The following is a 10,886-nucleotide window of genomic DNA, read 5'->3' on the forward strand; positions in this document are numbered from 1 at the left end:
GCCTGCTTCTCGCTCGCCTCACTCCGCGCGTTGCGGCCGAGCTTGTAGCCGGCGGTGCCCCGGCCGGTGGTGGGGGGGCCCGGCCGGGGCGCGCGCGTGGGGGGTGCGGGGGCGGTCTGCGGGAGGGGGCCCTAGCGGTAGGCCGCGAACGCCTTCGTGAAGGCCAGCGGCTCCTGGTCGATGGAACTGCACGTGGCGTCGGCGGCCGGCTTGGGCCCGCCCGGGCAGGCCTTGTCCCGGGTGCCGGACCACATGGCCAGGCGGCCGACGCCCTTCTCCCGGGCGAACTTCACCACCTGCGTGGCGTCCTCGACCGTGAAGATCTCGGTGACGACGTCGTTCACGCCGATCATCGGGGTGATGGCGACGGCCTTCCACGCGGCGGACTCGGAGAGCCCGAGGATGCCCTTGATCTGGGCCTGGGTGGCGGTCGCCGCCTGGATCGCGTACTCGCCCATGTCGTCGCTGTAGGCGGGACCGTAGTCCATCGCCATGATGTTGACCGCGTCGACCCGGACGCCGTTCTTCTTGGCGTCGGCGAGCAGGTCGATGCCGGGCCGGGTCAGACCCTCGGGCATGACGGGCAGGGTGAAGGCGACGTCCAGGTCCGGGTACTTGTTCTGGAGCTGGGCGATGGCCTGGGCGCGGCGGGTGTTGGCGGCCGCGTCCGGCAGGGCGGCGCCCTCGATGTCGAAGTCGACCTTGGTGAGCTGGTAGGCGTCGACGACCTTTCCGTACGCGGCGGCGAGGTCGGCGGCGGAGGAGCAGTTCAGGGCCAGTTCGGCACCGGCCGCGCCACCGAAGGAGACCCGGACGTCACCTCCCTCGGCCCGGAGCGCGCCGATCTGCTTCGCCACGTGGTCGTCGCCGAGGCCGGTGACGCCGCCCCAGAGCGGGGCGCAGCTGCCGCCGGAGGTGATGAAGGCGAGGTGGAACTCGTTCACCCCGGTCTTCGTGGCGGTGTCGAGGAGGTCGTACGCGGGATGGAGCGAGGTGTCGACGTAGGGGGCGAACCGGGAGCCGGTTTCCCCGCCGCCACCGGGGCGACCGGTGGCGGTGGGGGCCGGCGTGGGGGTCGGCGCGGTCGCGCTGGGGGACGCGGACGCGGGGGGAGAGGCGGAGGAGGTGGGGGTGGGTCCGGTCGTGGGGGTGTGCGTGGGGCGGCCGCTGGGGGTGGGGGCCGGGCCGCCGGCGGAGCAGGTGGCGTCGTTGATGAGGCAGGAGGCCGGGTCGCCCGCCGTGCCGGTGGCGGAGGTGGCCGAGGTGACGAAGCCGACCGTCACGGACCTGCCGGGGGCCAGCTCCTTGTCCCAGCTCGCGGGCTTCACGGTGACGCGGTTGCCCTGGACCGTGTGCTCGCCGTTCCAGAGCGAGCCGATCCGCGTGCCCGCCGGGAGGTCGAACTGAAGGGTCCAGTCGGTGAGGGTCTTGTCGGTCTCGTTGGTGACGACGTACTGCCCCGTGTAGCCGCTGGTCCAGTCACTGGTCCGGGTGTACGCGGCGCCGATCGCGGCTGCCTGCGCCGTACCGGTCAGGGCGAACACCGTCCCGCCGATGACCGCTGCGGCGACGACCGCACCGATCGTCCTGGTACGGGTGGCCGCCGTGCGGCGGTGTGTACGGGAACCCATCAACGTGCCCTGCCTGCCTCTGTGTCCTGCGGATCTCTCTGGGGGGTACGCGACAGACGCTAGCGGCAGCGGAACGGGCAAAAGTTGCTTTACGGACCGGAGTTGATGTTCTTAGGGTGGGCTTAAGGGACGCATGGGAGCGCGTTAATGATGGGCCCCGGGCCGAGGTCCGGGACCGGCCGTGGTCCGGGGATCCTTGCGGCGCTGCCGGCCGAACCGGCGGGCGACCCGGCGGCCGTGGCCGCGCCGTCCGCGCTCCGGGCTGCTGCCGTGCAGCCCGATCCAGATGCGGACCTCCGTGCCTCCGAGCACGGACCGGCCGATGCGCAGGTCGCCGCCGGTGGACTCGGCGACCCGGCGCGCGATGTCCAGGCCGAGGCCGGTGGAGCCGACCGCGCCCGTCCGGGAGCCACCGCCGCTGGTCCCCCGCGCCAGGGCCGCCTCCGGGTCGGCGATCCCGGGGCCCGCGTCCGAGACGAGGACGATGACCGCGTCACCGCTGTGGTGGACGTCGACGGAGAAGGCGGTGCCCTCGGGGGTGTGGCGGAAGACGTTGCCGAGCAGGGCGTCGAGGGCGGCGGCCAGTTCGGGGCGGGCGACGGGGATGCGCACCGTACGGTCCACTCCCGCGAGCCGCACCTCGCGCCCCTCGTCCTCCGCGAGCGCCGACCAGAAGCCCATGCGTTCGCGGATCACCTCGGAGGCGTCGCAGCCCGCCCCCGCGCCCGTCTGGACGCCCTGGGTCTGCGGGCGCTGCTCACGGGCGGTCCGGATGATCGTGTCGACCTCGTGCTCCAGCTGCTCCACCGCCGCCCGGGTCTGGTCGGCCGCCGGGCCCTCGCCGAGGGAGGCGGCGTTCAGCCGGAGGACGGTGAGCGGGGTGCGCAGCCGGTGCGAGAGGTCGGCGGCGAGCTCGCGCTCGTTGGCCAGGAGCTGGACGACCTGGTCAGCCATGGAGTTGAACGCGACGGCGGCGGAACGGAGTTCGGTGGGGCCCTCCTCGGGGACCCGGGTGCCGAGCCGCCCCTCCCCCAGGTCCTGGGCGGCGCCCGCGAGGCGCTGGGCGGGCTGGACCATCCGTACGCCGAGCCGGTCCGCGACCGCCACCGAGCCGACGATCAGGGCGACGCCGACCCCGGCCAGGATCAGCCAGGCGGTGGCGACCCCGTTGGAGACCTCGCCCTCGGGCACGAAGACCTCCACCACGGCGATGTCCCCGGTGGACAGCGCGGTGGGCTGGAGCAGCGCGAAGCCGTCGGTGACCTCGGTGATGGAGGCGCGCCCGGCCTTGCGTACGGTCTCGACGTCCTTGGGCGTCGCCCGCCGGGTCCCGATGTCCAGGGCCTCGCCCTCGGTTCCGTCCGCGGCCTTCTCCGGGGCGGGGACGTGGACGGCGAGCCGCCCCCGGTCGCCCGGTTCGGTGGAGAGGACGGCCCGGGTCAGCTCTTCGCGGTCGGTGGTGATGGAGAGCGCCGGGGCGATCATCGCGGCCTGGCGTTCGGCGTCGGAGAAGGCCCGGTCGCTGGCCATCTCCCGGATGACCAGTCCGAGCGGTACGGCGAAGGCGATGACGACCATCGCGGTGACCGCCAGGCACACCTTCACCAGGGCCCACCTCATGCGGGCGGCCCCGTGGCCGGTGCGTCGGCGGGCGGCACGTCGGCGGGCGGCTGGAGCTTCACGCCGACGCCGCGCAGGGTGTGCAGATAGCGCGGCCGGGCGGCGGTCTCACCGAGCTTGCGGCGCAGCCACGACAGATGGACGTCGATGGTCTGGTCGTCGCCGTACGACTGCTGCCAGACCTCGGCCAGCAGCTCCTTGCGGGCGACGACCACCCCGGGGCGCCCGGCGAGGAAGGTCAGTAGGTCGAACTCACGCCGGGTCAGGTCAATTTCGGCGCCGTCCAGTTCGGCGCGGCGGCGCAGCGGGTCGATGGCGAGCCCGCCGACGCGGATGACCCGGGGCGGCGGCGCCTGGTCCCCGGCCGCGCGTGAGCGGCGCAGCACGGCGGCCATGCGGGCCGAGAGGTGCTCGACGGAGAAGGGTTTGGTCAGGTAGTCGTCGGCGCCGTCGTTGAGCAGCCGGACGATCTCGCTCTCGTCGTCCCGGGCGGTGGCGATGATGACCGGGACGTCGGTGATGGACCGGAGCATCTTGAGCGCCTCGCCGCCGTCCAGGTCGGGCAGCCCGAGGTCGAGGATGACCACGTCGAAGCGGAAGTGCGCGACCTCGCGCAGCGCTTCGAGCGCGGTGCCCACACTCCGTACCGTGTGGGAGGCCTCACTGAGGTGCCGGATGAGGGCGGAACGTACGAACTGGTCGTCCTCGACCACGAGCACACTTGCCATGGGCGGCACCGTACGCCATGCGGACGGGCCGGGTCCCCGCCCCGTCCCACCTCGCCGGAATCCTCCGCAAAGGCCGGAACGGAGGCGGTTCCGAGGCGGAACAGGAGGTACCGGAGGGGGACAGTCCAGGTCCGGGTGGTGCAGGATGTCCCGGATGCAACGAGGACTCGTACACGCGCTCGCGTGGTCGCTCGCCACCGGCGCGGCGGTCACGCTGTCGTGGTGGGGTGTGCACACGGTCATGACGGGGACGGCGTACGACCCGCCCCGGGCCGTGCCCATCTCGGTGGGCGCGGGGGCTCCTCAGCGGATCGGGCAGTCCACCGGGGAGCCGCTCGTCTCGTCGACGTACCGCTCCTCGCCGTCGCCTTCCCCCTCTCCCTCGGCGGGCAGCAGCAGTGCGAGCCCTTCGCCGTCGGCCGCACGCCCCTCCCGTACGCCGTCGAGCGCCACCGCGCGCCCTCCGGCCTCCCCCAAGCCCGCCGCGGACTCCGGTGAGGTGAAGGGGTACCGGACCGCCGGCGGCCGGGTCGTCTTCGAGCTGGGGAAGAGCTCGGCGAAGCTGGTCTCGGCGACGCCTGAGCCGGGCTGGTCGATGCAGGTGTGGACGAACGACGCCTGGATCCGGGTGGACTTCAGCGACGGGGGCGGGGTGGACGGGAAGACGTACTCGGTGTTCTGCACCTGGAACGGGACGCCGCCGACGGTGCAGGTCGTCGAACCGTAGGCCCTCTGTTCAGGGGTTCTCGAAGACGGACGGCGGGGGTGCCGGTGACGGCTTGGCGGCCGCGTCCGTGACGACCGCCGCACCCCCGGTGAAGTCCGTGAGCGCCCGCCCGTGTTCGACCCGGCCGGGGTGCGGGTCGCTCGCCACCCGGCGGGTGAACTCGGCGACCGCCAGCGGCAGCGCGGAGGCGAGCAGGACCGCGTTGCCGAAGCGGCGGCCGCGCCAGACCACCGGGTCGGCGGCGAGCGCCAGCTCGGGGAAGACGGCGGCGGCCGTGGCCACCTGGCCGCGCAGGTGGGCGAGCGGCGGCCCGTCGGCGAGGTTCGCGGCGTACTGGCCTGAAGGCTTCAGCACCCGGCGTACGTCGGTGAGGAACTCGGCGGAGGTCAGGTGGGCCGGGGTCCGGGCGCCGCTGAAGACGTCCGCGATGACCAGATCCGCCCAGCCGTCCGGGAACTTGCCGAGCCCTTCGCGGGCGTCCAGCGCCCGGACCCGTACGCGGGCCTGCGGGTCCAGCGGGAGCCGGTCGCGGACGAGCTGGACGAGGGCCGCGTCGACCTCGACGACCTGCTGGGTGGAGCGGGGGCGGGTGGCCGCCGTGTACCGGGCGAGGGTGAAGGCGCCGCCGCCGAGGTGCAGGACGTTCAGGGGCTGGAGCGGGGGTGCGGCGAGGTCGATGATGTGGCCGAGCCGGCGCTGGTAGGCGAAGGAGAGGTGCGCGGGGTCGCCGAGGTCCACGTGGGACTGCGGGGCGCCGTCCAGCAGCAGCGTCCAGCCGTCCGGGCGCTCCCGGTCGGGTATGAGCTCGGCGAGACCGCTGTCGACGGGTCCGGAGAAGGGTTCGCGCTCCGCCCTGCCGCTCGCGCGGTCCTTCTTGCCCTTGCCCTTGCCTTTGCCCTTGTCCCCGGCCGGCGCTCCTCGACGTGCCACGTGCGCTGGTCCTCGCTGGTCGGGTCCCGGGATACCGGCAGCAGCGGAGGTGTCCGCCCGTCCGGCCATTATGAGCCCGGCGCCAGGGAAGCCCGCCCTGCGGCCGTCGGCTCAGCTGCAGCCGTCGGCCGCCTCCAGCAGGCGGGCCGCCTGGTCGAGGGCGGCGCGGAGTGCGGCGGGGTCGGTGACCGGGGCGTCCTCGGCGGGCGGGAGCAGCCAGCCGGAACCGGCGGCGGGCGGGGTGGTGGGGAGGCGCAGCCCGCGGCCGTCGGTCCGCGTACAGGCGCTGCCCGGTACGTCCCAGGCGTCGGCGGTGCCCGGGGGGACGAGGAAGCCGAGGGTGTCGCAGGCGCCGTCGTGCAGCACCGGGCCGACGGCTTCGTGGTCCCGGCCGCGGCGGAGGATGTCGACGGCCTCCAGCCCCTGCCGGGCGGGGACGGTGACGAGGTCGCAGGACCGGTCCGCGGGTGCGGGTGCCGGTGCGGGGTCGGTGGTGGGGGTCGTGGTCGTCGTCAGGTCCGTCGAGTTCGTCGCGGTCGTCCGTGAGCCGGTCTCCATGCCGATGCGCAGCAAGGGAACCCCTCCTCTCATCGCCGAACGGAGCCACACTCCGTCTCCACATGGACCAACGGCGCGAAGCCGTCAAGGGCTACGGGACCACACCGCCGCAAAGGGTGGCAGTTCATGGCGGATCACGGGAGAGATGCCCGCATATATAACAAATGACCGCGTGTGTTCCCTGTCACAGCAGGTACGTTCTTGCTCCGCCGGGACACCGGAAAGCAGAACCCGGCTCGCACCAGAGAGGGTCCGGCCATGGTGTCGACAGGGGCAGTTCCCAACCTCGTCTTCCGTCAGCTGCGCGGACAGCGCTCCGCAGGAGAGTTCGCGGCCGCCGTCCGCAGGGCGGCGCGGGAGATCGGTGAGCAGGTCGCGTGCGATGCCCGGTACATCGGACGCGTGGAGTCCGGGGAGATCCGCTGCCCCAACTACGCGTACGAACGGGTCTTCCTGCACATGTTCCCCGGGGCCTCCCTGGCCGACCTGGGTTTTTCGGCCCGCGAGAGCGTACGGGGGCGGGGGGCGCGGGTCGTCTCCGAGCCGCCGCCACCCGAGCCCGCCGCGCCTCTTCACCGCACCACCGATGAGACCGGCCACACCGACGAGGAGAGCGACGTGCTGCGTCGCGTGTTCATGATGAGCGGCACGGCCACCGTGGCCGCCGCTTCCCTGGGTCTCGGCGGGGCGCCCGCCGCCGCCAGGGTCTCCCTGCCCGCACAGCGCCGGGTCGGTGAGAGCGAGGTGGACGCCGTCGAGCAGGCGGTACGGCGGATCCGGGTGCTGGACGACCGGCACGGCGCGGACGGGCTCTACCGGCAGGCCTCGCGGCCGTTGAAGGCGGCGTACGAGCTGCTGGACGCCGGGACCACCACACGGCGGGCGACCGCGGACCGGCTGCACGCGGGCGCGGGCGAGCTCGCCATCTCGGTGGGGTGGCTGGCCCACGACTCGGGGCGCTTCGACGACGCGCGCTCGCACTACGCGGAGGCGCTGGCGACGGCGCGGCTGGCGGGGGACGCGGGGCTCGAGGCGCACGCGTTCTGCAACACGTCGTTCCTGGCCCGGGACGCGGGGCGACCCCGCGAGGCGGTACGGGCGGCCGAGGCCGGGCAGCGGGCGGCCCGCACGCTGGGCTCGCCCCGGCTGCTGGCTCTGCTCGCGCTGCGGGAGGCGGGGGGCCGGGCGGGGCTCGGGGACCGTACGGGGTGCGACCGGGCGATCGGGCGGGCCCGGGCGGCGTTCGAGCGGGGGGCCGCCGGGGGTGACCCGGAGTGGATGAGCTTCTTCCGGGAGGCGGAGCTGGAGCTGCTGGAGGCGCAGTGCTGGTCGGCGCTGGGCGACTGGTCCCGGGCGGCGCGGCACGGGCGGCGGGCGGCGGCGCTCCAGGACGCGCACTTCACCCGGAACCTGGCGCTGTACCGGGCGCAGCTGACGGGGGACCTGGCGCGGGCGGGCCGGGTGGAGGAGGCGGCGGCGACGGGCCACCAGGTGCTGGACCTGCTGGACCGGGTCCAGTCCTCGCGGATCCGGGGGATGGTGGCGGGGGCGGTACGGATGCTGGAGGCCCGGGCGGGTGGGGTGTCGGCGGCCGCCTCCTTCTTGACCCGCCACCGGGAGTCCCGCTCCGCCTGAGGGGCCGCCGCGTCCAGCCCGTTCCGGGGTCCTCCCGACCCGTCCGGCGTTTGAGGACGGAACCCTTGCCTGGATGAGCGGGCACTCTTTCGGATCCCGTGCCGCGGGAGACCCATGCAGTGCACCCGGAACGTGCTCGACGGTTACGTCCTCAGACGCCGGACGGGCCTGAAAAGACGCCGGACGGGCTCAAAAACCCTCCAGGTGCCCCGTGTCGTTCCAGCGTTCCAGCGCCGGCAGACCGTACGCCCACGCCAGGACCGACAACGAGGTCGGTTCCAGGCGGAGGCGGGCGCCGAAGGACACGTCCTCGCCCAGCCAGCGCGCGGCCAGCACGCGCAGGATGTGGCCGTGGGCGAAGACCAGGACGTCCCGGTCCGCCGAGCGCGCCCAGGCCACCACCTCGTCCGCGCGGGCGGTGACCTCCGCGAGGCTCTCCCCCTCGGGGACGCCGTCACGCCAGATCAGCCAGTCCGGCCGGTCCGCCTTGATCTGCGCCGGGGTCAGCCCCTCGTACGCCCCGTAGTCCCACTCCATCAGCGCGTCCCACGGCTCCGCCCGCTCCCCGAAGCCGGCGAGCTCGCACGTCTCGGAGGCACGGACGAGCGGGCTGGTGCGGACCTCGACCCCGGGCAGCCCGCCCCACGGCGCCCGGTGCAGCCGTTCACCGAGCAGCTTCGCGCCCTCGCGACCGGTGTCCAGGAGCGGGATGTCCGTCCTGCCGGTGTGGTTGCCCTGGACCGACCACTGGGTCTGACCATGCCGAGCGAGCAGGATGCGCGGTGCCATGAAGGCTCTCCCTGGAACGGTGGTGCTGGTCCCTCCATCATCCCGTACCGCCTCGCGAGGCAACCTCCGGGGCGGCGGCGACGTCCCTCTCTGAGCGACCGTCCGCCGCGGTACCGGAGCCACGACGGGGCAGGTTGCGTACGGGACGTCCGCAAGGGGACCCCCGGGGGAGTCGGCGGCTTGTCGCCGCCTTACGGTTGAACGCCCGCCGTCGGCCGCATGAACATGGGGAGAGCCACCGGATGCCGCACGCCACCGCCCTGCCCGCGACCGGTCATCGGCCCCGCTGGTGGACGGAGCTCCCACTGATCGCGGTGGTGTACGGCCTCTACTCGATGGGCCGCCTCCTCGTGCGCGGGGACGTTTCGGCGGCCGTGGACAACGGCCTGGCGATCCTCCGGTTCGAGCAGGCGTTCCACCTCAACGCCGAGCACCCGCTGAATCGTCTCTTCACCAGCACCCCCTCCATAGGCATACCCGCCGACTTCGCCTACGCCTCCCTGCACTACCTCGTCACCCCGGCGGTCCTGGTCTGGATGTTCCGGCGCAGATCCGCCGCGTACCGGGCGGCCCGGGTCTGGCTGATGAACTCGACCCTGCTCGGTCTGGTCGGCTTCACGCTGATGCCGACCTGCCCGCCCCGGCTGCTGGACGCCGGCCACGGCTTCGTCGACACGATGGCGCAGTACAGCGCGTACGGCTGGTGGGGCGCCGGCGCGAGCGCCCCGCGCGGGCTGAGCGGGATGACCAACCAGTACGCGGCCATGCCGAGCCTGCACGTCGGCTGGTCCCTGTGGTGCGGCGTCCTCCTGTGGCGCCACGCCAGGCACCCCCTGCTGCGGGCCGCCGGCATCGCGTACCCCCTGGTGACCACGGTCATCGTCATGGGTACCGCCAACCACTATTTCCTGGACGCGGTCGCGGGCGGCGCCGTGATGGGGCTCGGAGCCCTGCTGACCAGGCCGGTCATGCGGCTGGCCGATCGGGTGAAGGGGCGTCTGGGGACCGCCTTCGCCACCGTGCGTACGGCCTCCGAGCCGGTGGAGTCCCCGATTGTCAGTGCCGGATGCAAGACTTCCGCGGGTGAGCGAATCCCCGGCCAGCGGACCTCCTCCGCAGATTCCCCCGACGCGGCAGCCGACGGCGCGACAGCCTCGGCCGACGACGCTCCGGCAGCGGCTCGCTGAGCTGCGCGGCCCCTCCGTCGCCCCGCATCCGCTCGACGCCCGCGCGCTCGCCGCTCTCGCCGCCAACCCCGGCTGCAAGCGCCGCGCCCTGCTCGACGGCGCCGGGGTCGACAAGGGGGTGCTCGCCACCGCGCTCGGCTCGCCCGCCCCCTTCGGGCAGTCCCAGTTCGCCTTCATGCGGGGCAACGCCTTCGAGGCCAAGGTCAAGGCCGACGGCGGCACCGAGCTGCTGCGTCTGCTGTACGAGCGGCTCGGCGGCGGCTCCCCCGCCCCGGCCGGGGACGTCTCCACGCCCGACCTGAGCGCCGCCGGTCCCGAGGGCCGGGCCGCGCGGACCGCGCTCGCGCTGCGCGAGGCGACGGCGGCGGGCGGCTGGACGCTGCTGGACCACCCGATGCTGGCCCTGGAGGTGGCGGGCTCCCCCGCCTATCTGGAGCCGGACGCGGTGGTGGTGCACCCCGACGGCCGCTGGACCGTCGTCGAGATCAAGTCGTTCCCGATGATCGACGCCTCCGCCGACGCCGCGAAGGTCGGGGCCGCCGCCCGCCAGGCCGCGGTCTACGTGCTGGCGCTGGAGCGGGTCGCGGCCGTGACCGGGGGGGCCGAGGTCGGCCACCAGGTGCTGCTGGTCTGCCCGAAGGACTTCTCCAACCTGCCGACCGCCTCCGTCGTCGACGTACGCAAGCAGCGCGCCGTGACCCGCCGCCAGCTGACCCGCCTCACCCGCATCGAGGACATCGCGGAGGCCCTGCCGGAGGGGACGACCTTCGACCCGGCGTGCTCGCCGCAGGAGCTGGAGTCCGCCGTCTCCTCCGTCACCGCGGCCTACGCCCCCGAGTGCCTGGCCGCCTGCGAGCTGGCCTTCCACTGCCGGGCGCGGTCCCGGGCCGAGGGGGCCGTGGAGTCGCTCGGGCGGAGTGTGCGCGGTGAGCTGGGCGGGCTGACCACGGTGGCCGGGGTGCTGGCCGCCGCCGCGGGCAAGGAGGGCGTGTCGCCGTACCGTTCGAGCCCGGCGACGGTCGGGTTGGCCAGCTCGGCGAGGTAGTTCCCCGGCCAGAGCTGTCCGCCGTGCGTGTGGCCG

General features: G+C 74.0%; 10 protein-coding genes. 4 read left to right on the top strand and 6 right to left on the bottom strand.

The window, feature by feature from the left end:
- Positions 1–131: 131 nt before the first annotated feature.
- From ABZ154_RS33985 to ABZ154_RS33995, 3 genes are all read right to left on the bottom strand, one after another.
- Complete coding sequence (locus ABZ154_RS33985) at positions 132–1,631, bottom strand: cellulose binding domain-containing protein (RefSeq protein ID WP_356838242.1); 1,500 nt, start codon at positions 1,629–1,631, stop codon at positions 132–134.
- Positions 1,632–1,775: 144 nt separating this feature from the next.
- A complete protein-coding gene (locus tag ABZ154_RS33990; protein ID WP_356838244.1) occupies positions 1,776–3,251 on the bottom strand; it encodes a HAMP domain-containing sensor histidine kinase in 1,476 nt (491 codons plus the stop codon).
- Entirely contained in the window at positions 3,248–3,979 is a 732-nt protein-coding gene (locus tag ABZ154_RS33995; protein WP_356838245.1) for a response regulator transcription factor, read from the bottom strand. Before ABZ154_RS33995 ends, ABZ154_RS33990 begins: the two co-directional genes overlap by 4 nt.
- Positions 3,980–4,133: 154 nt before the next feature.
- Between ABZ154_RS33995 and ABZ154_RS34000 the strand changes: the two genes are divergently transcribed.
- Entirely contained in the window at positions 4,134–4,706 is a 573-nt protein-coding gene (locus tag ABZ154_RS34000; protein WP_356838247.1) for a hypothetical protein, read from the top strand.
- Positions 4,707–4,715: 9 nt separating this feature from the next.
- On the opposite strand, the gene ABZ154_RS34005 is transcribed toward ABZ154_RS34000, so the two are convergent.
- Together ABZ154_RS34005 and ABZ154_RS34010 are read right to left on the bottom strand one after the other, a co-directional pair.
- The gene (locus ABZ154_RS34005; protein WP_356838248.1) at positions 4,716–5,636 is read right to left on the bottom strand and encodes a fused MFS/spermidine synthase; all 921 of its coding nucleotides are present in this window, start codon (positions 5,634–5,636) and stop codon (positions 4,716–4,718) included.
- 111 nt (positions 5,637–5,747) lie between these two features.
- On the bottom strand, positions 5,748–6,209 hold the full coding sequence (locus ABZ154_RS34010) for a hypothetical protein (protein ID WP_356838250.1): 462 nt from the start codon (positions 6,207–6,209) through the stop codon (positions 5,748–5,750).
- Positions 6,210–6,452: 243 nt separating this feature from the next.
- Between ABZ154_RS34010 and ABZ154_RS34015 the strand changes: the two genes are divergently transcribed.
- Positions 6,453–7,829: a tetratricopeptide repeat protein gene (locus ABZ154_RS34015; RefSeq protein WP_356838251.1), complete on the top strand. Its 1,377-nt coding sequence runs from the start codon at positions 6,453–6,455 to the stop codon at positions 7,827–7,829.
- A 189-nt stretch (positions 7,830–8,018) separates the two neighbouring features.
- Here the strand turns inward: ABZ154_RS34015 and ABZ154_RS34020 are convergent, their stop codons facing one another.
- Entirely contained in the window at positions 8,019–8,618 is a 600-nt protein-coding gene (locus ABZ154_RS34020) for a histidine phosphatase family protein (RefSeq protein ID WP_356838252.1), read from the bottom strand.
- Positions 8,619–8,860: 242 nt separating this feature from the next.
- Between ABZ154_RS34020 and ABZ154_RS34025 the strand changes: the two genes are divergently transcribed.
- Together ABZ154_RS34025 and ABZ154_RS34030 are read left to right on the top strand one after the other, a co-directional pair.
- Positions 8,861–9,805, top strand: a complete 945-nt coding sequence (locus ABZ154_RS34025; RefSeq protein ID WP_356838254.1) for a phosphatase PAP2 family protein — start codon at positions 8,861–8,863, stop codon at positions 9,803–9,805.
- A complete protein-coding gene (locus ABZ154_RS34030) occupies positions 9,702–10,850 on the top strand; it encodes a hypothetical protein (RefSeq protein ID WP_356838256.1) in 1,149 nt (382 codons plus the stop codon). Before ABZ154_RS34025 ends, ABZ154_RS34030 begins: the two co-directional genes overlap by 104 nt.
- Positions 10,851–10,886 lie beyond the last annotated feature (36 nt).

Origin of the sequence: Streptomyces sp. NPDC006261 (genome assembly GCF_040613515.1) — a bacterium.
Classification (GTDB): Bacteria; Actinomycetota; Actinomycetes; order Streptomycetales; family Streptomycetaceae; genus Streptomyces.

Bases quoted from the DNA above. Each gene is read 5' to 3' on its own strand.
- ABZ154_RS34025 (WP_356838254.1), top strand. From the start codon at position 8,861: ATGCCGCACGCCACCGCCCTGCCCGCGACCGGTCATCGGCCCCGCTGG.
- ABZ154_RS33995 (WP_356838245.1), bottom strand. From the start codon at position 3,979: ATGGCAAGTGTGCTCGTGGTCGAGGACGACCAGTTCGTACGTTCCGCC.
- ABZ154_RS33985 (WP_356838242.1), bottom strand. From the start codon at position 1,631: ATGGGTTCCCGTACACACCGCCGCACGGCGGCCACCCGTACCAGGACG.
- ABZ154_RS34000 (WP_356838247.1), top strand. From the start codon at position 4,134: ATGCAACGAGGACTCGTACACGCGCTCGCGTGGTCGCTCGCCACCGGC.
- ABZ154_RS34020 (WP_356838252.1), bottom strand. From the start codon at position 8,618: ATGGCACCGCGCATCCTGCTCGCTCGGCATGGTCAGACCCAGTGGTCG.
- ABZ154_RS34015 (WP_356838251.1), top strand. From the start codon at position 6,453: ATGGTGTCGACAGGGGCAGTTCCCAACCTCGTCTTCCGTCAGCTGCGC.
- ABZ154_RS33990 (WP_356838244.1), bottom strand. From the start codon at position 3,251: ATGAGGTGGGCCCTGGTGAAGGTGTGCCTGGCGGTCACCGCGATGGTC.